Source organism: Vallitalea sp. (assembly GCF_025211055.1).
Taxonomy (GTDB): Bacteria; Bacillota; Clostridia; order Lachnospirales; family Vallitaleaceae; genus Vallitalea.
On the sequence record NZ_JAOARO010000051.1, the window covers coordinates 69,827 to 90,072 of the forward strand.

Annotated in this window: 21 protein-coding genes; 14 read left to right on the forward strand and 7 right to left on the reverse strand. The window is 30.1% G+C overall.

Features of this window, described 5'->3' with window-relative positions; translation table 11 throughout:
• The first annotated feature begins 219 nt into the window (after positions 1-219).
• The 5 genes from N4A55_RS06540 (at position 220) to N4A55_RS06560 (ending at position 4,204) form a co-directional block, all read left to right on the forward strand.
• On the forward strand, positions 220-1,887 hold the full coding sequence (locus N4A55_RS06540; RefSeq protein ID WP_293754757.1) for a hypothetical protein: 1,668 nt from the start codon (positions 220-222) through the stop codon (positions 1,885-1,887).
• Positions 1,888-2,050: 163 nt separating this feature from the next.
• Positions 2,051-2,782 carry a LarC family nickel insertion protein gene (locus tag N4A55_RS06545; protein ID WP_293754758.1) on the forward strand — a complete coding sequence of 244 codons (732 nt, stop codon included), beginning with the start codon at positions 2,051-2,053 and terminating at the stop codon, positions 2,780-2,782.
• Positions 2,779-3,186: a DUF3842 family protein gene (locus N4A55_RS06550; protein WP_293754759.1), complete on the forward strand. Its 408-nt coding sequence runs from the start codon at positions 2,779-2,781 to the stop codon at positions 3,184-3,186. The genes N4A55_RS06545 and N4A55_RS06550 overlap by 4 nt, the downstream gene beginning before the upstream one ends.
• A gap of 93 nt (positions 3,187-3,279) precedes the next feature.
• Positions 3,280-3,798: an ECF transporter S component gene (locus tag N4A55_RS06555; RefSeq protein ID WP_293754760.1), complete on the forward strand. Its 519-nt coding sequence runs from the start codon at positions 3,280-3,282 to the stop codon at positions 3,796-3,798.
• A complete protein-coding gene (locus N4A55_RS06560; protein WP_293754761.1) occupies positions 3,785-4,204 on the forward strand; it encodes a DUF1893 domain-containing protein in 420 nt (139 codons plus the stop codon). The genes N4A55_RS06555 and N4A55_RS06560 overlap by 14 nt, the downstream gene beginning before the upstream one ends.
• A 108-nt stretch (positions 4,205-4,312) precedes the next feature.
• Here N4A55_RS06560 and N4A55_RS06565 read toward each other — a convergent pair whose 3' ends face one another.
• Positions 4,313-4,573 carry a hypothetical protein gene (locus tag N4A55_RS06565; protein WP_293754762.1) on the reverse strand — a complete coding sequence of 87 codons (261 nt, stop codon included), beginning with the start codon at positions 4,571-4,573 and terminating at the stop codon, positions 4,313-4,315.
• Between the two features lie 277 nt (positions 4,574-4,850).
• On the opposite strand from N4A55_RS06565, the gene N4A55_RS06570 reads away from it, so the two are divergent.
• Complete coding sequence (locus N4A55_RS06570; protein WP_293754763.1) at positions 4,851-5,903, forward strand: DUF2804 family protein; 1,053 nt, start codon at positions 4,851-4,853, stop codon at positions 5,901-5,903.
• A 63-nt stretch (positions 5,904-5,966) separates the two neighbouring features.
• Here N4A55_RS06570 and N4A55_RS06575 read toward each other — a convergent pair whose 3' ends face one another.
• From N4A55_RS06575 to N4A55_RS06590, 4 genes are all read right to left on the reverse strand, one after another.
• Positions 5,967-6,254: a DUF2325 domain-containing protein gene (locus tag N4A55_RS06575; RefSeq protein ID WP_293754764.1), complete on the reverse strand. Its 288-nt coding sequence runs from the start codon at positions 6,252-6,254 to the stop codon at positions 5,967-5,969.
• A 156-nt stretch (positions 6,255-6,410) separates the two neighbouring features.
• The gene (locus N4A55_RS06580) at positions 6,411-7,568 is read right to left on the reverse strand and encodes an iron-containing alcohol dehydrogenase (RefSeq protein ID WP_293754765.1); all 1,158 of its coding nucleotides are present in this window, start codon (positions 7,566-7,568) and stop codon (positions 6,411-6,413) included.
• 19 nt (positions 7,569-7,587) lie between these two features.
• Positions 7,588-8,976 (reverse strand): NADPH-dependent glutamate synthase, encoded by a 1,389-nt coding sequence (gene gltA, locus N4A55_RS06585; protein WP_293754766.1) that lies wholly within the window; start codon positions 8,974-8,976, stop codon positions 7,588-7,590.
• A gap of 2 nt (positions 8,977-8,978) precedes the next feature.
• Positions 8,979-9,806 carry a sulfide/dihydroorotate dehydrogenase-like FAD/NAD-binding protein gene (locus N4A55_RS06590; protein ID WP_293754767.1) on the reverse strand — a complete coding sequence of 276 codons (828 nt, stop codon included), beginning with the start codon at positions 9,804-9,806 and terminating at the stop codon, positions 8,979-8,981.
• A gap of 205 nt (positions 9,807-10,011) precedes the next feature.
• On the opposite strand from N4A55_RS06590, the gene N4A55_RS06595 reads away from it, so the two are divergent.
• The 5 genes from N4A55_RS06595 to N4A55_RS06615 all read left to right on the forward strand — a co-directional run bounded on the left by N4A55_RS06595 (position 10,012) and on the right by N4A55_RS06615 (position 14,865).
• Complete coding sequence (locus tag N4A55_RS06595; RefSeq protein WP_293754768.1) at positions 10,012-10,902, forward strand: helix-turn-helix transcriptional regulator; 891 nt, start codon at positions 10,012-10,014, stop codon at positions 10,900-10,902.
• Positions 10,903-11,066: 164 nt separating this feature from the next.
• Positions 11,067-12,095, forward strand: coding sequence for a class II fructose-bisphosphate aldolase (fbaA, locus tag N4A55_RS06600; RefSeq protein ID WP_293754769.1), 1,029 nt, complete (start codon positions 11,067-11,069; stop codon positions 12,093-12,095).
• 211 nt (positions 12,096-12,306) lie between these two features.
• Complete coding sequence (locus N4A55_RS06605) at positions 12,307-13,416, forward strand: ABC transporter substrate-binding protein (RefSeq protein ID WP_293754770.1); 1,110 nt, start codon at positions 12,307-12,309, stop codon at positions 13,414-13,416.
• The gene (locus N4A55_RS06610) at positions 13,391-14,158 is read left to right on the forward strand and encodes an ABC transporter permease (RefSeq protein ID WP_293754771.1); all 768 of its coding nucleotides are present in this window, start codon (positions 13,391-13,393) and stop codon (positions 14,156-14,158) included. Before N4A55_RS06605 ends, N4A55_RS06610 begins: the two co-directional genes overlap by 26 nt.
• 11 nt (positions 14,159-14,169) lie before the next feature.
• The gene (locus N4A55_RS06615; protein WP_293754772.1) at positions 14,170-14,865 is read left to right on the forward strand and encodes an ABC transporter ATP-binding protein; all 696 of its coding nucleotides are present in this window, start codon (positions 14,170-14,172) and stop codon (positions 14,863-14,865) included.
• A gap of 112 nt (positions 14,866-14,977) precedes the next feature.
• Here N4A55_RS06615 and N4A55_RS06620 read toward each other — a convergent pair whose 3' ends face one another.
• On the reverse strand, positions 14,978-15,202 hold the full coding sequence (locus N4A55_RS06620) for a hypothetical protein (RefSeq protein WP_293754773.1): 225 nt from the start codon (positions 15,200-15,202) through the stop codon (positions 14,978-14,980).
• A 104-nt stretch (positions 15,203-15,306) separates the two neighbouring features.
• Positions 15,307-15,474, reverse strand: a complete 168-nt coding sequence (locus N4A55_RS06625; RefSeq protein ID WP_293754774.1) for a hypothetical protein — start codon at positions 15,472-15,474, stop codon at positions 15,307-15,309.
• 308 nt (positions 15,475-15,782) lie between these two features.
• On the opposite strand from N4A55_RS06625, the gene N4A55_RS06630 reads away from it, so the two are divergent.
• From N4A55_RS06630 to N4A55_RS06640, 3 genes are all read left to right on the forward strand, one after another.
• On the forward strand, positions 15,783-16,562 hold the full coding sequence (locus N4A55_RS06630; protein ID WP_293754775.1) for a hypothetical protein: 780 nt from the start codon (positions 15,783-15,785) through the stop codon (positions 16,560-16,562).
• 262 nt (positions 16,563-16,824) lie between these two features.
• Positions 16,825-18,840 carry a 5'-nucleotidase C-terminal domain-containing protein gene (locus tag N4A55_RS06635; protein WP_293754776.1) on the forward strand — a complete coding sequence of 672 codons (2,016 nt, stop codon included), beginning with the start codon at positions 16,825-16,827 and terminating at the stop codon, positions 18,838-18,840.
• Positions 18,841-18,918: 78 nt separating this feature from the next.
• Positions 18,919-20,046 carry a YibE/F family protein gene (locus N4A55_RS06640; protein ID WP_293754777.1) on the forward strand — a complete coding sequence of 376 codons (1,128 nt, stop codon included), beginning with the start codon at positions 18,919-18,921 and terminating at the stop codon, positions 20,044-20,046.
• The last annotated feature ends 200 nt before the right edge of the window (positions 20,047-20,246 follow it).

Sequence of the window (20,246 nt, forward strand, 5' to 3'; positions counted from 1 at the left end):
ACTTGCTTCAATAGCACTTATCATGCCATTAGTAATTTTTATTATAGCCTTGTCAGTGATGTTTTCAGCGGGTTTAGGTTCTTATATAGTATGTTACGCCAGCTACTTATAAATAAAGTGCTATATGGTTTGATAGTATTGTAACTTTTCTAGTAAATATGTATAATTATAAGGATGATTAATATGTTATAACGTTATATGACAAGAGGGGAGTTATAAATGATAAGAAATGTTTTTAGTAAGATTATTGGAGTTATATTAATTATGGGTATAATTGCTGGGGCAGTTGTATTGGTTATTCATGGTTTTGGTAATGATACTAGTGCTGTTAGTAATAATATAAGAGAGAATAATGAATTAAATGATAAGTCATTAATTGATGAAAGTGTTGATGAAAATATTGGCAAGATTTTAACTAATACAGTTAAAAAAGAGTTAAGTGAAACATCATTAAAATTGGATTTGGATTTAGATAATGATGACAATATTGATTATGTTCTTATGTTTGATGGTGGTAGTGGAGATAAGATAGAACCTACTGTTTCTAGTGGAAAGTGTATAGAGCATAAGTATATGAATGAGTATGAATATGAAGTAAATTTATCCAGTGATTATGGTAAGGTATTATTAACTTTCCATGAAGTATTTGATAGTGGGATGATATATTATGTAGAGTATATTCCTAACAGTAGTTCAAGTAAAGCACTATCTTTTAGTGTAGAAGCAGGTAAGTCAGATAGCTATAATATTTTTGAAGGATATTATGAAGATAAGACTTTAAAGTTTGATGATAAAGATGTGATATCAAGTACAGTTCTTTCAAATATAATTAATTTTATTGATGGAGAGAATAGTCATATTAAACTGGGAAGAGTATTTCATGAGAAAAAGCTGGGAAGAAGTGTAAAAACTGTTAGTGAAATAGAACAAAATATCAATATGGTCATTGATGATGAAACAACCTATAGATATGAATTACCTGTTAAAAAAGGTTATTCAACAAAAGTAGAAGGAGTTCTATCATTAAAGAAGCTAATTATTGATAAGAAAGTCAAATTTAATATTGACACATTGATTGCAATGGATTTGGCTAATATAAAATATATATGGACTGATGGTGTATATTATGATAATCCTAGTACTTATAGACCTACTGCTAAAAATGATTTTTTTAGAGCACCTTGTGCAACACATATGAGAGCTTGTTATTGGGTATTGGATCAAGGAAGTATTTTTACAACTTATGGAATAAGTCTAATGTATAGTTATGCCAAGTTATATAATGATAAGAATTACATTCCTACTGAACCAAGGTCAAATTGGATATATGAAGAATATGGTATAAACGAGTACTTTTATGATACAAGATTCAATACAGATACTGTAAGTAGTTTTTTACATATGCAGGAAGTATATCCTGATGAAGAAATCAAGAGAGTATTAGATAATTATTTTAAGTTTTATACTGATTTTGTTGATGCTAATAGTTTTTATGTTGATGAAAATATTTTTGTAGCTGACTATATGGATTATAATGGTAACATTAAGATGCCTCATTGCTCATTGAACCACATGCTTTCAGAAATGACGGTATTATATCGATATTATTTATTATATGATGATAAAGAAATGTTGGAGTTGGCAGAGAAATTCTTACAGAGTATATTGAATACAAAAGATGGTTGGATAAAGAATAATGGAGATTTATATTATTGTATTACAGAAGAGGGTAAGTATAAGATAGATGATTATCCCTTAGTGACATATAATGATCTTAAAAGGGCAGAATACTATCTGAAAAAGATATATGGAGAAGCGCCACAGGAATACCAAGATATATTGGATTCAAAAGAAAAGTGGGCTAAGGAAAAAGGGTATCTAAAATAAAATATACAAAAAATAATTCTTAGTAATATTATTTAACCATTTCACTTATTTATAGTAAAATGGTTAAATTTATGTTAGAAAAGGTTGACTAAATTAGTATCATATGATAAAGTATAGTTGTTCCAAACGTTTGGTACAAATTTGGACAACGGAGGTGATAGACATGAACAAAGTACTTTATTTTGATTGTTTAGGTGGTCTAAGCGGCGATATGACATTAGGAGCACTTGTTGATTTGGGTGTTGATAAAGATATTCTAATTGGAGAATTGAATAAGCTTGGTGTTGAGGGATTCAGCCTTGATATTAATAAAAAAAGAAAAGATGGAATTAGTGCGACAGATGTTTATGTACATATTGATGAAAATATAGTCTATCCAAAAAGGAATTTAAATGATATTATTAATATTATAAATGATAGTTCAATTAGTGTAAGAGCGAAAGAAATCAGTAAATCAATATTTATCTTAGTTGCTGAGAGTGAAGCAAAGGTTCATGGGCAGCCTATAGGAGATATTTTCTTCCATGAAATAGGTGCATTGGATTCTATGGTAGATATAATTGGAGCTTCAATTTGTATTGATTTACTTGATATTAATAAAATATATGCATCTCCTATTCATTTAGGTACTGGATTCATAGAATGTGCAAATGGTATTATACCAATACCTGCCCCAGCTACAATGGAAGTATTGAGAGATGTGCCAGTGTATCAGACTAATATAAAAACTGAATTAGTAACACCAACTGGTGCTGCTATTATTAAAACCATAGCAGAAGATTTTATTTCAATGCCTAAAATGACCATTAGAAAGATTGGTTATGGTTCAGGTAAAAAGAAATTACCTATAAAGAATTTACTAAGAGTCTTAATAGGAGAAGAGGTGGTTAATTGAAGATAGCTGTAGTTGATGGACAGGGCGGCGGCATTGGGAAGATTATTATTGATAAGTTAAAAAATAATATTGATAAAACTCATGAATTAATTGCACTTGGAACGAATTCAACTGCAACTACTGGTATGATAAAAGCTGGAGCGAACTCCGGTGCTACTGGTGAAAATGCTATAAAAGTAATGAGTAAAAGAGTTGATATTATTTTAGGACCACTTGCAATCATGGTGCCTGATTCTATGATGGGTGAAATAACAACTGAAATTGCCTTATCAATTTCATCCAGCGAAGCAAAAAAAATACTTTTACCCTTTAATAAGTGCAATATGGTTATTGCAGGAGTACAAGGTAAAAAATTAAATAAAATTATTGAAGAATTAGTGCAAGAAGTACTAAGATATATTTAAACACCAAGAAGGTTGTTATACTTTTTTGGTGTTTATTTTTGTTTAATAGAGAGTAATGATAAATATCACATATAACTTGGAAGGAGAATTTTTATGAAGAGCAAACAATTAGTTTATACAGCATTATTTGCAGCTTTAGGGGTTATATTACCTCAGATGTTTCATGTTTTTGGAAGTGTTTCTGGTAGAGTTTTGTTACCTATGCATATACCTGTTTTATTAGCTGGATTCGTATGTGGACCTATCAGCGGGTTGCTTGTTGGATTAATATCTGTACTGGTCAGTCATGTTTTCACAGGAATGCCACCTGTACCAATTTTATTTTTTATGATTGCGGAGTTACCTGTATATGGATTGATGGCAGGTCTATTATTTAATAAATTCAGATTGAACATGATATTATCATTGATTTTAGCAATGGTAGCAGGTAGAATAGTTGTTGGAATAATGATTATATGTGCAACAAGTTTATTTGGTATAACCCTTCCACCATTTATTAATGTAGTTGGGATGACAATAGCAGGTTTACCAGGCATAGCCTTACAGATAGTTGTTATTCCATCAGTGATGCTTATAATGAAGAAAGTAGGATATCAATATGCAACAGCTTAATAGTAATACATTAAATGAAAACAATTACACATGTATTGTGAAAAATAGTGATGAAGTGGTATTTACTTCAACTGAAAGAGGAGTGAAACCTTTATTAGATTATATTGATGAAAATCATGAATATATGGATATTACGGTTATTGATAGGATTATAGGTAAAGGTGCCATGTGTTTAGCTATAAAAAGTAAAGCTAAGAAAATAATTACTCCTATAATCAGTAAAAAAGCATTAGAATTAGCCAATAAATATAATGTTTATGTAGAATATAAGGACGTTGTTCCAGGAATAATTAACCGTACAGGTACAGGTACTTGTCCAATTGAGAATGCAGTTTCTAACATTGAGGATATTGAAGAGGCTTATAATATCATTTTGGAGACATTGAAGGAACTAGCTAAGAATTAATATATATTAAGCTTTGCATATAAAACCATAGGCCATATTTTATATACAAAGCTTTTTTTATCTTATACAGAAATCAGGCGTAGCCTCTTTTCTTGTAGAATAATGGATTTATTTAATATTATTATAATCTGATCTGGCAGCATAAAAACAATCAATATTTTTAAGGGGGATTTTAACAGGTTCAAACTCTTTGCCAGTATACATTACACCAGTAATACAATCTTTTTTACATTCTTTGAGACGAAACATATGAGTGAACCCCATCTTTGATTTTATCATGACCATTTTATCTTGGTAATTCTTAAGATTCATTTTATCCATGATTTTCTTGAAAGGCATTTCGTTATAGTATATATCCTTATTATCCATATATCCTCCATAGAATTATACTCATAACTAATATATGAGTTGAAAGTAAGATAGTATACGTATTGTTTTTCGTATGTAAATAATTTGCTTGTTTAAAAGATGAAATAATTATATAATATAATTAAAGTTAAGGACTATTATGTGATTTGTTGTGAATTTGATAAATTTCATGATGACTTTTATAATATCATTATAAAACACTGACTTGTATTTGCTATAATTTATGACATCAATAGAGTATTACGTAAAGATAATATATTCTTTGGGAGGTTCTATTATGGAAGGTTATACAAGGGAAGTAAAAAATCAAATCAGTAGTTTAGTGGATCAAGATGGAAAATTTCAATTTGGAACATACAATAAACCAATCAAAAAATTAAATATGTTAGATGCTAAGAAACCATTAGGATTTCCATTTGGTAAGCATTTCAAAAATCTAAGATTAAAGGAATGGGAAGCATTTCAAGCAGGGAATCAGGATGTTTTTATGCTTGGAGCTGTTTATAATACTAAAACTTCTGCTCTTAATCAATTATCTATCTATGATAAAAGAAATAATAAACTCTATAATTATAGAAAATACTGTATTCCATGGAAACAAATATTAAGTACAAGCATGTATCAGAGTGAAAGTAAATATATATCAAAATATTTTATGATGGCAATATATAACAATCTTGAAGAAGGTAAGATTAACATAATTGTGAAAATAAGAAGTAAGAATGAATTGCCAAATATAAAACTTAATATCACCGCTTTTCATTTAACAGAACCTATTGTTATTTGTCAACCTTTTGATACTAATAGAGGGCTATATTCTCATAAAGCACTAATGAATATGGAGGGAACTCTCTATCTTGGAAAGGAGAAAATACTCTTTGATAAGAATACAGCTTTTACTATCATTGATGACCACAAAGGATATTATCCAAATAGTGTAAAATATGACTGGGTTACAGGATGTATTAATAACAAAGATACAGGACTTATAGGGTTTAATCTAACAGATAATCAAATCAAGGATCATGAAAAATATAATGAGAATTGTTTGTGGATGAATGGTAATATGCAGGTACTACCACCAATCAAATTTAAAAGATTAGTTAAAGATGATAAAGAAGTGTGGAAAATAAGGGATGAGTATGGTATGGTAAATATATTATTTTATCCATTAGCCAAACTTAAGCTGAAATTTAATTATGGTATCATTTATTCAGATTATGAAGGTCCTATGGGAACATTTCGAGGATACATCAAGGATAAAAATGGTAATAAAATTATACTTGATAAGTTCTTTGGTATGGGTGAAAAGAAAAGATATAGGGTTTAATGCGATAGATATTTAAGCAATAATAAAAAGGCTATTATACAGCCTTTTTATTATTAGAATCTATTAAACAACAGATTCTAAGTTTTTTATAGAGTTATGTAGGGCATCAATACTACTGGAATGACATCTTAAAACGGGGATGTTTTTCTTTTTAGCTTCTTTGTTAGCAATCTTAACCATTTTATGTGAAACTGTACTAGTAAATATAAGTAAAGCATCTGGAGTTCCAATACTCTTACTTAATCCACCTGACATTTGGGTAAATACTTTTAACTTGTGTCCAGCATTCTTACAGACTGTTTTATATTCTCTATGCATACGGTCGTGGCCACCAATTAATACTATACTCATAATAATCACCTTTTTAACTTATTTTCTTATATTATACTAAAAATGATAATGATTGTCAATATCAAATTTTAATTTATCAGAAAAACCCCTCTTGATTTTCGCTCTCAAGAGAGGTTTTACATTATATATAAGGTTGTAAGCTAGTTAATAAATTGATTAAATATTTTTGGCAGTTGTACCATAGAATGCTGCTTTATATATTTCTTTTACATCTTCTGCACTTGATTGTCTTGGGTTAGTAAGGGTACATGGGTCAGCAAAAGCGTTTTTACTCATTCTATCTAAAACTTCATTGAATTTTTCTTCTGTTATTTCAACTTCTGTAACTTCTTTTAGAGTAGTTGGGATACCAACTTTTTTGTTTAATTCTTTTAATTCAGTTACTAAGTCCTTAATTTCAAGTTGTTTTTCAATCTCAGCAAATTTATCTGTAGCTTTCATATTGTATTCTACAATGTATGGTAATAAGATAGCGTTAGCTAAACCATGAGTAATACCAAGTTCTCCACCAATTTTGTGAGCTAAACTATGAACAAGTCCTAGTGAAGCGTTTGTAAATGCCATACCAGCTAGAGTAGAAGCATTGTGCATATCTTCTCTTGCTTTCATGTTACTACCATCAGCATAAGCTACTGGAATTTGTTTGAACACTAATTTAATTGCTTCCATAGCAAGTGGATCTGTATAGCTAGTTGCAGCTGTTGAGACATAAGCTTCAATTGCATGTGTCATAACATCCATACCTGTATTAGCTGTAATATGAGCAGGCATTTTTGCAGGAAGTGCTGCATCTAATAATGCAATATCAGGTGTTATTTCATAAGATACTAATGGATATTTAATATGATTTTCTGTATCAGTAATTACTGAGAAAGCAGTAATTTCTGAAGCAGTACCACTAGTTGAAGGAATAGCTAAAAATTTAGCTTGTGTTCTAAGTCTTGGGAATTTACCTGCAACTAAGTCTTCGAATTTTGTTTCTGGATATTCATAGTAAACCCACATAATCTTTGCAGCGTCAAGAGCAGAACCACCACCGATTGCAATAATCCAATCTGGTTTGAATTCAGCCATTTCTTTTCCACCTCTAACTACAGTATCAATAGATGGATTAGGTTCAACACCATCAACTATAGATACTTCCATACCAGCTTTTTCTAATTGCTTTTTAGCTTCATCTAAGAAACCAAATCTTTTCATTGAACTACCACCTGTAACAAGTGTAGCTTTTTTACCTTCTAAAGTTGATAAATATTCTAATGCACCTTCACCAAATACGATATCTTTTGGAACTCTGAACCATTGTAAACTCATTATAATTTCCTCCTTATATTTAATTGTTTTTTAATTTATTATCTATTGCAGCAGCAGCTTTTTTTCCAGCACCCATGGCTAGTATAACTGTTGCTGCACCTGTAACAGCATCACCACCAGCATAAACATTTTCTTTACTGGTTTCCATTGTTTCTTCTTCAACAATTAATCCGCCCCAAGACTGAGTATCAAGTCCTTCAGTTGTTTGTCTGATAAGTGGGTTAGGGGTTTGACCTATTGCTACTATAACTGTTTCAACATCAATTACAAAATCACTATTTTCTATTGGACATGGTCTTCTTCTTCCAGACGCATCTGGCTCACCAAGTTCCATCTCTATACAATTAATACCAGTAACATACCCATTTTCACCAATTATCTTAGTTGGATTTGTTAAAAGCTTGAATATGATTTCTTCTTCTTTTGCGTGATGAACTTCTTCTAATCTTGCAGGAAGTTCGTTTTCACTTCTTCTATAGATTATATATACATTCTCTGCACCTAGTCTTTTTGCTGTTCTAGCTGCATCCATAGCAACATTACCGCCACCAATGACTGCAACACTATTACCAACTTTGATAGGTGTTGGAGAATCTTTTTCATAGGCTTTCATCAGATTAACTCTAGTTAGATATTCATTGGCAGAGTAGACTCCATTAAGATTTTCACCTTCAATATTCATGAATCTTGGTAGACCAGCACCACTACCGATAAAAACAGCTTTGTAATCTTCTTCAAGTAATTCATCTATTGTGATAGAACGACCAACAAGTACATTAGTCTTAATATTTACACCTAATTTTTTTATAGTTTCAATTTCATTACTAACTAATTTTTTAGGAAGTCTGAATTCAGGAATACCGTAAGATAATACTCCTCCTGTTTTGTGTAGAGCTTCAAATAATGTAATGTCATAACCCTTTTTAGCTAAATCGGATGCACATGAAAGTCCAGAAGGACCAGCACCTACAACAGCTACTTTGATGTTGCTTTTTTCAATGTCTACAGATTCATTAGCGGTTGTATTTTGCATATGATAATCTGCTACAAATCTTTCTAAACGACCAATTGCTACTGGTTCACCTTTTATACCTCTTATGCATTTACCTTCACATTGATTTTCTTGTGGACAGACTCTTCCGCAGATAGCAGGTAGTGAGTTTTCAGTAGTGATTATTTTATAAGCTTCTTCGAATTCACCACGGCTTACCGCATTAATGAATTCTGGAATTGGTACATTAACAGGACATCCGCTTACACATGGTTTGTGTTTGCATTGTAAACATCTTCTTGCTTCTTGGATTGCTTCTTCTTCTGTGTAACCGAGAACTACTTCTTTGAAGTTTTTATTTCTGACTAAAGGTTCTTGTTCACTAATGGGTGTTTTTGTTAGTGATTTATTAATCATTTCTAGTCCTCCAATCCTAGTCTACATACGTGCTCTTTTTCTTCTTCTTTATATATACCTTGACGTCTCATGGCCTCATCAAAATCAACTTGGTGACCATCAAAATCAGGACCATCAACACATGCAAATTTTGTTTCGCCACCTACAGTTACACGACATCCGCCACACATACCTGTACCATCAATCATAATAGGATTCAAGGAAACATTTGTTTTGATATCATGTTTCTTTGTTATTTCACAAACGGCTTTCATCATGATTAAAGGTCCAATTGAAATAACCAAATCATATTTTTCGCCATTTTCTATTAGTTCATTAAGTTTATCTGTTACAAAACCCTTGATTCCTTTTGAACCATCGTTTGTAGCATAATAAACGTTATCACTTATGTATTCCATTTCATTTTCTAGAATTATGAATTCTTCACTTCTGCCACCAAGTATAGTATCTACTTTTACACCTAATTCCTTCATTTTTTTCAACTGAGGATAAAGTGGAGCAATACCAACACCGCCACCAATACCTAAAACTCTTTTTACTTTATGAAGAGGTGCTTCTTGACCTAGAGGACCAACAAAGTCTTCTATAGAATCTCCTTCTTTTTTTAGACTTAATTTCTTAGTTGAATATCCTACAACTTGATATACAATAGTTACTGTTTCTTTTTTTCTATCATAATCGGCTATAGTTAGAGGAATTCGTTCACCTTCTTCATCAACCCTTAGAATGATGAATTGACCAGGTTCGCATTTTCTTGCGACATATGGTGCATGGATTTCCATAAGTTCAACTAAATCATTTAACTTACTTTTAGCTAAGATTTTGTACATTCTGACACCTCGTTATAATATTGTGATTGTTAATAATTAGACATTTAGTTTTCATTCCTTCTAAATTACTTCAAAAAAATGGCGGGATACTAGCATTGACATTCTTCTAAGTTTTAGTTATCATGTACTTAATGCACTTATGAGAAACATTATAATATGAAATTTTAAAAAAAACTAACATTAAATTTTAAAAAGTAGTACTTTTTTGACTGATATTGACAAAATATTAACAAAGGTAGGTGAAGATATGTTGAATCTCTTTGATAAAAAACTAGAAAAACTTGATGGTTTTGAGACAGATTATGTAAAAATACTATATTATGATTTACCAAAGAATTTTTCTGGTGAATATAAAACATATAATTATTCTCGCTTTTGTACAATTCTAAGTGGAAGAAAGCATGTAACATTAAATAATAATAGAAAATTCATGTATACAAATGATAACTATCTATTATTACCTTCTAATTCAAAAGTGCATATGGATATACATACAGATACAAAAGCATTGGTATTCGAATTAAATGATGAACTAGTAAACAATGTACTAAATAAGGTGAATATAGAAGATAATATAAAGGAAGAGGTCAAAACAGATAACAACTATTTCTTAGGGCAAAATAAATATAATATATTAGAAGACATTAATAATATATTTGCTGCATCTAAGAGTAAAGATAGCAATAATGAATTTTTGATTGACTTATATGCTCAAAAATTAGTATTTGATTTGATAAAGAATAAGTCCACATATCAAATACTTAATAAAAACAGCTCTCATCCAATAAATATTGCGGTAAAGTATATTAATGAGAATATTGAAGAAATGATTAATATAAAAGAGCTAGCAAAAGATTTGCATATGTCAGAATCAAATTTCTCACATCTATTCAAGAAAGTCGTTGGTATTAAACCAGTTGAATACATTAAGAATAAAAAATTAGAGTTAGCATTAGAATTTCTAAGAAATGAAAGTGTAACAGATGTAGCTTTTAATCTGGGATATGCTAATATTTCATATTTTATAAGGCTTTTTAAAGATAAGTATAATATGACACCTAAACAATATAAATTAACTTATTTTGAAAAAATATAATAAAAATTTACTATCTGTAATATTATATGGATGATAAAATAAAATATTTTTGTCATTATCATTGACGGATTATAAATAATATCTTATTATGAATGTGTAACACAACAATAGAAGAATACTTTGAATTGGCAAAGTATTAATAAATATATGAGGAGTGAAATTTCATGCCAGTAGTTGATTACAAAAATTATTGTAAAATGCTTGATAGGGCCTTAGAAAATAAGTTTGCTTATCCAGCAGTAAATGTTTCAAATGTTGAAACAGCTAACGCAGTTTTAGAGGCGTTCGCTAAGGCGAAATCAGATGGGATTATTCAGGTATCCATAGGTGGAGGAAAGCATGCATCAGGTATGGTTGCCAATAGTGCAATTGGTGCTATATCACTTGCTAATCATATTCATCTCATGGCTGAAAAATATGATATTAACATTGCTTTACACACAGACCATTGTACAGCGGCTAATGTTGAGCCATTTATGAAACCTCTTATTGAAGAGACTAAGAGAAGAAGAGCACAAGGGTTACCTAATCTATTTAATAGCCATATGTTTGATGGTTCTGATATCCCACTAGAAGAAAATATCAAAATATCTAAAGAACTTATGGCTCTATGTGCAGAGAATGAGATTATATTAGAAGTTGAAGCTGGTGTAGTTGGTGGAGAAGAAGATGGAGTTAATAACGAAGATGTAGCAGCAGATAAATTATTTACAACTCCAGAAGATATGCTTATGTTTGAAGAAGCGTTAAAAGATGTTGGTGATCGTTATATGTTAGCTGCAACATTTGGTAACGTACATGGTGTATACAAGCCAGGTAATGTTAAGTTAAAGCCAATCATATTAAAAGAAGGTCAAGATGCATTAAAAGCTAAACATGGAGAAGATGCTAACTACTATTTAGTATTCCACGGTGGTTCAGGATCAACAAAAGAAGAAATCGAAGAAACACTTGAATATGGTGTAATCAAAATGAATATTGATACAGATACTCAATATGCATTTACTAGACCTGTAGTTGAACATATGTTTAAGCATTATGATGAAGTACTTAAGGTTGAGGGTGAAGTAGGGAATAAAAAAGCATATGACCCAAGAGCATATTTAAAGAAAGCTCAAACAGGTATGGCTGAAAGAGTTATTGAAGCTTGTAACGTTTTGAGATCAAGCGGTCAAACTATGGGTAGACAATAATATAATAGAAAATATAGCTTACCTTATAATAATAAGATGAGCTATATTTTTTTGCTGTAAAATAATATAGTTAATTATTTTATTATGTTAATGATAAAACAGAAAAATTTTTAAAATTAATATTGTAAAGAGTAAATTTATGTTATAATAATTAATCATATAATAGCTACTAATTAAAAAATTGATAAGAGATAAGAAAGGATAAATAATAATGAAGAATTTGAGTAAAATATTGTGTTTGATGCTGACACTAGTACTAGTTACTGCTTTATTTGCGGGGTGTAAATCCAATAAGAAGAAAGACGTTGAGGATGATGTATATACACAGGGACAAGAAAATAATGAAGAAGCTAATGAAGATAAAGAATCAGTAGATAATAAAGAAGAAAACGAAGCTGAATCCTCAGATGAAACAAGTTTAAAAGATACAACTATAAGAGTTGCTACCTTAAAAGGACCTACAGGAATGGGTATGGTAAAACTAATGGAAGATATAACTACAGGTGAATCAGATGTTAATTGCGAATTTACTATAACTGGTGCACCAGACGAATTGGTAGGTAAAATTGTTAATAAAGAAGTAGATTTTGCATGCTTACCAACAAACTTAGCTTCTGTTTTATATAATAAAACAAAAGGTGGTATGAAACTTGCAGCAGTTAATACACTTGGTGTACTATACATTATGGAAGTAGGTAATGAGATTAATAATATCAATGACCTTAAGGGGAAAGAAATCTATGCAAGTGGAAAAGGATCAGTTCCAGATTATATATTACAATATGTATTGAAGGAAAACTCTATAGACCCTGAAAAAGATGTAGATATTAATTTTTCTATGCAACATGCAGAAGTTGCTACGACTGTAATATCAGGAGATAACAAAATAGCTTTATTACCACAACCATTTGTAACTACTGTATTAATGAAAAACAAAGATGCTAGAATTGCACTTGATATTACAAAAGAGTGGGAAAAGATACAAGGTGAAGATAGTCCGCTTGCAATGGGGTGTATCATAGTAGATGCAGAATTTGCCACTAATAATAAAGAACTAGTAGATAAATTTCTACAAGAATATAAAGAATCAGTAGACTTTGTTAATACTAATAATGAAGAAGCTGGTAAGTTAATTGAAAAACATGGAATCTTACCTAGTGCTGCTATTGCACAAAAAGCTATACCTAATTGTAATATAGTTTATATGAGTGCTACTGATGCAAAAGATACATTACAGAACTTATATGAAATACTATTTGACTTCAATCCAAAGTCATTAGGAGGAAAATTACCTGATGGAGACTTCTATTACCAAAAATAGACGACGAGTATATAAAATAATAGCTTTAATATTTTGGATAATAGTATGGGAGATTATTGCCGTAGTTATTAATAAGGAAATATATCTTCCTACTCCTTATAATACTTTTAAGGTATTATTGGAAGAAATCAAAACAGTTATGTTTTGGCAGACAATCTTTGCAACAATATTCAGAGTTGCTGTGGGTTTTATAATAGCATGTATTGTGGGAATATTGGTAGGAATAATATGTGGAATTAACCACTTCATGTATGAAATTCTTAATCTGATAATAGTTGCAGTAAAATCAACACCCGTTATGTCTTTTATACTTATTGCATTGGTATGGTTCAAATCAGAGAATGTACCTATTTTTATATGCTTTTTGATGTGCTTTCCTATTATATGGACTTCGGTTGTTGGGGGAATCAAACATATTGATAGAAGATTGATAGAAATGGCATATGTATATAAGGTTGATAAAAGATATATAATAAAAGATATCTATGTACCTTCAATCATTCCATATATAACAACTGCTATGATAACATCTCTTGGTCTAGGGTGGAAAGTAACAGTTGCTGCTGAAGTACTTAGTAGTCCTAAGTTTTCTATAGGTACAAACCTATATAACGCAAAAGTATATATAGAGTCAGAACAGCTATTTGCCCTCACAATAGTTGTTATTATTTTGAGCTTAATGTTAGAATATTTATTCAAGTATTTACTTAGAAAAATGCTGCCAGTACGCATACAAAAGTAGGTGTAATAATAATGATTAAACTTAACAATATTAATAAGACATTTGATGATTTGACTATACTGAAAGATTTTAATCTTTCTATTGATGAAGATAAAATAGTATGTTTTTTAGGTGCTTCAGGGTGTGGTAAAACTACACTTCTTAATATTATTTCAGGAACTCTTGAATATGATAGGGGATCTATTGAAGGTATTGATAGTAATGTATCCTATATTTTTCAAGATACTAGGCTGCTACCATGGGCAACAATAGAGAATAATATAAAGTTTGTACTAAAAAGTAATAAGAATATAAATGTTGATCAATTAACTAAGAAGTATATAGATATTGTTAAGTTAAGTAAGTTCAGTGATTATTATCCAAAACAATTAAGTGGTGGTATGAAACAAAGAGTTTCTATAGCAAGAGCTTTTGCTTATGGTTCACAAATACTACTTATGGATGAACCATTTCAAGGGTTGGATTATGATCTGAAGATTGAATTGATTAATGCTTTTCTAGAATTATGGGAAGAGGATAATAGAACTGTTATATTTGTAACCCACGATTTAGATGAAGCTTTATTATTATCAGACAAGATATACATATTAGATGGCAGACCAGTTAAAATCAAAAAAGAAATAGAAATAAGTATTCCCAAAAGAGAACGCATAAAACAGAAAGATAAATTAAATGTTTATAGAAAAATGTTAACAACTATCAAATAGCCACTTATAATTATCTATTAATTATCTAGCGTTCTACGCTCTACCTATTATACATAAATAATACTTATTTATTTAGTGGTTGATAATACCATTTTGGGCTTATTTCAAATCACTAATTTCTATTACGTCTAGTATAATCACGTCTTCTACTATCTCTATGAGTAACATGACGTCTGTTAATATGCTCTTCTATAAACTTATCATAACTTGTTGTTACAGTTTTGTAACCTCTTCTTCCACTTTGTCGCTGCAGATAGGCTACGCAATCATTATTAGATAAATAATTTTTACCATTAGCCTGTAGTCTTAATACGAATCCAACATCTGGATTATCCATTTCAAATTCAGCTTTGTTAGTAGATACTAATTTTTGTTTTACACATTTACATTCACCATCAGTATTAAATTGTAGGGATTTTAGATAGTAATGTATAGCATGATCTACTGGATCCCAAGTAACGATATAGGCACGTTTCTATAACCTACACTATCATTATAGATAGTTGTTGTTACACAAAAAGCTTCATCTTCATAGCCATTACCAATATTAATTAAATTATTAACTACAATAGGTCCTGTATCAGCTCTGGAAATAGTTACATTTGACATTATTAATACTGAAATTAATAATATACCAAATATCTTTCTTATAATAACACTACTTCTTTATAATATATAGTTCGATTATTAGAAAAAACTATATATATAATAATTTTAAATAAATAATAACATAATTAACTGTTTATATCAATGTTATTTGGATAAATTTTATATATTGACTGTTTTTTTGATGAGGATTTCATAATTTAAATCTTATTATTTAAGCTAGAAGCTTAAGTTTTTTTAACAATTGACGATATATATATATGAAGTGTATTGTTACTAAGATGAATGTAATTTATTAAGAGGTGAAAAATATGAATATCAATACAAATACTAATAGTGGATTTAATGTATATAATAACGCTATTAGGAATAATGAGAAAAAGGAAACTCCCATTACTAGATTGCAGAAGCAGATAGTAAGAGTTGATAAGAACATCGCAGATATAAGAGAAAACAAAAAATTGACTGCTAAAGAGAAACAAGTGAAAATACAAGAACTAGAAGAGCAAAAACAAGAAATACTACAAAAAATCTATGAAGAGAAAATAAAAGAAAAAATGAATGAAGTAGAGAAAAAAATTGAAAAGACAGAAGAAATTGAAGCTAAGAAAAAAGAAAAAGCAGAAAAGCCTCCTACTCCTTTAGATGAAATAAAAGCTGAATTAGGAATAGAAATATCTTCAAAATCAATGATAAAAGCTTCTAGAGCATTAGATATTGCAAATAATAGATTTAATACAGCAAGAAAGATGAGACAAGATGCGAAGATACTAGATAAGCAGATTGAAGCTGATAGAGGTAGAGGTCAAGATGTTGATGTAAGTGATTTTAGGATTAAACAATCAATATCATTTAAGACAAAAGCAGACCGAATAGAAAAAGAAGCAATAGAAACTTTGGGAAAAGTTAATAAATTAATCAAAAAAGCAGGTGAAAAATTAGAAAAAGTCAAAGAGAAGAATGAAGAGATTAATAGTCAGGTAGAAGAAGATGAAAAACAAGAAAAAATAAATTACACTAATCCTGAGAAAAATGTAGAAGAGAAACAAAATAAACATATTATAGGGAAAAGTGTAGATGTAAAATTATAATAATTAGAAGACGAATATATTAATATAATAATATATTCGTCTTTTGAAATTAAAAAGAAATTAAGTCGAAAAGAATATAACTTAAAGTTAAAAAGTCGAAATATAACAAAATAAGATGAAATATATACAAAAATATCGTCAGATAAAACAACAAAACATTGATATATATTAAAATTAGTACTATAATTAGAATGATAGCGAAAACTATCAAAAAAGTATAAAGGTTTATGTAATCAATAAATATTGAAGGAGATGATTTTTAATGAAAATCAAAAAGCCCTTTACACTTCTACTGGTTGTATTAATGCTAGTAAGCATTTTGGCAACATCTGCATTAGCTAATGAAGTGTATACTGTGAAACCAGGAGATGTTTTATGGAAGATTGCTGAAAAATATGACACAACATGGGAAGAACTTGCAGAAGTTAATCAATTATCTAATCCACATATGATTTATCCAGAACAGGAATTAGAAATACCTGGTAAAGCTGAGACAGTTACAAAAAATGAGGAAGAAGATTTAGCAGTTGAAGTTAAAAAAGTAACAATACTTGGAACTAGTGACGTACATGGACGTATATATGCATATGAATATGCAACTGATAGCAAAGATGCTGATGCAGGGTTTGCTAAGCTTCAAACACTTATTAATAAAGAAAAAGCAGAAGCACCAGATGCGATATTATTAGACTGTGGTGATACAGTACAAGATAATAGCGCTGAACTATTCAATGATTTACCAATACATCCAATGGTACAAGCCATGAATACTATGGGTTATGATGTATGGACACTAGGAAATCATGAGTTTAATTTTGATAAATCATTCCTAGATAGAAATATTGAAGCATTCAATAATACTGTATTGGCTGCAAATATTTATAAAACAGATGATACACGTTTTGTAGAGCCTTACAAAATCTTTGAAAAAGATGGTATTCGTATAGCAGTAGTTGGATTATTACCACCTCATATTCCTAGATGGGAAGCTAGTTCACCACAACATTTTGAAGGATTAAGTTTTACACAACCTTTGGAAGAAGCTAAGAAAGTTGTAAAAGAACTAGAAGGAAAATATGATGTTCTAGTTGGAGCATTCCATATAGGTCCAGATGGCGAGTATGGCAGTCAAGGTGCATTAGAGATTGCTGAAGCCGTTCCTGAATTTGATGTTATTTTCTGTGGACATGCTCATTCAAGATTTTCTGATAAAGAAGCTAATGGAGTAAAATTAATTGAACCTGGATGTTATGGATGGGCGCTTGCAAAAGCTGAAATTACTTTAGATGAATCACAAGATGGATATGTTGTTAAGGATGTTACAGTAGAAAATATAGAAACAAGAGAGATTGAAGAAGATAAAGAAATATTATCTGAGTTTGAATTTGTACATAAAAAATCTGTAGAAGATGCAAATATTGTTGTTGGACACATTGAAGATGATTACGTAGAAAATGTAGACTATATTACTGGAGAAGCAAAAGTTACAACAATGCCTACTGCTCAAATAGAAGATACACCTTTAATGGATTTAATCAATGAGGTGCAGTTATTCTATACTGATGCACAGATAAGTTCAGCTGCAGCATTTAAGAATGATATGAACTTAGTAAAAGGTGATTTCAAGAAAAAAGATGTAGCTAACATCTATAAATATTCCAATACTTTGATGGGTGTAAATATTACTGGTGAGAATTTGAAAAAATATATGGAATGGTCAGCCAGATATTATAATACATATACAGAAGGTGATGTAACAGTAAGCTTCAACCCTGATATCAGAGGATATAATTATGATATGTTCGCTGGAGTGAACTATGATATTGATATCTCAAAAGAACCTAATAACAGAATTACAAACCTGACATTTAATGGTGAGCCAGTTAAGGATGATGAAACATACAAATTGGCTGTTAATAATTATCGATTCGGTACATTAAAGGGATTAGAGCTTGTTACGGATGAAGATGTATACTACGATTCTTATGAAACTATGCAAGACGCTGGTAGAATACGTGCTTTAATAGTCAAATATATAAAAGAAGAAAAAGAAGGTAAAGCTGTACCAATAGTTGATAATAACTGGAAAATAATAGGCATAGACCTAGAAAGTCCTTATAAAGATACTGTATATGAAATGATAAAAAGTGGTGATCTTACTATTCCAAGATCCGAAGATGGAAGAACACCTAATGTAAAATCAATCAATGTTAATAAACTGATTGAAGAAGGTAAATTAGAAGAAAATAAAGCCAAGGAGTTACCAAAAGCATCATAATAAGTAAAAATCAAGGGGCTGCCACGCAGCCTCTTTTAACCATCTTAATTAGTATAATATACAAGAAAGGACAAGCTTATGAAAAAGTACTTACCTATTATTTCATTTATATTATTAACAGCATTAATTATAATCTTATCTCCAATATTTAAAATGAATATAAAACAACCTAATTACTTTAAACAGGATTTTGAAGATGCTAAAGTAGTTGAAGTTGTAAGTGAAGAAATTGATGAAGACCCTACCTTTGAGGGAAGATATCTAGGTACTCAAGTAGTTAAGATAGAAATATTGACAGGTAAATATAAAGGTAAAATATTTGAGGTTAAAAATCCCCTTAGCAGGAGCCATAACGTTTATGCACAAGCTGATGACAAGGTAATTGCAAGTATTGATGATTCACTGGAAGAGGCTAATGTTTGGATTTATAATTACAAAAGGGAAAACATACTATATATTCTGATTGCTTTGCTGTTCATTCTGTTAATACTACTTGGAGGCATGCAAGGAGTATATTCAATTATTTCCCTGATATTTACAGGCATCATGATAATATTTTTCATGCTTCCCCTAATTTTTCAAGGAAATAATCCTATCGTAGTGACCATACTGACTGCATCAATTATAATAATAGTATCATTTTTATTGATAAGTGGATTTAATCTAAAGACATTGACTGTTATTATAGGTACGATTATAGGAGTAGTTATTGCAGGGGTTATCTCTTATGTATCTGGTAATCTGGCACATCTATCGGGAATTACTATGGATAAAGGTAAGGAATTGGTATATGTAGCTCAGGATTATAAAATACAGGTAAGGGGATTAATGTTTTCAGCTATATTAATTGCTTCTCTGGGAGCAGTTATGGATGTAGCTATGTCTATCACATCATCAATTTTTGAGATACATCAAACGAATAAAGGATTATCAAAGAAACAATTATTCAAATCAGGAATGAATATTGGTAAGGATGTTATGGGAACCATGTCCAACACACTTATTCTGGCTTTTGCTGGTAGCTCACTTAATAGTATCATGCTTATATGGGGATATCAAATGGGAAGAAGACAATTCATGAACATTCCTTTTATAGGCACTGAGATTATCCAAGGTTTGTCAGGGAGTATTGGGATTGTCTTGACTGTTCCTGTTACCGCAATAATATCTGTAATGCTGTTAAAAGCTAATATTATAAATGAATAATTAATTTTTATAATGTCGAATATTGCGGTATATTAGTATTGTAAAATAATATATAATATTTTTAAATTACAGGGGCGTGGTCTAACTCCACCGTCTTTAGACGGTATACGCTTTTAGCCTTATTATTATTGTAAAATGTCCATACTTTAGCTAGAGGTGATAAGTATGGAGAGTTATAACAGAAGTAGTCATGCTATATA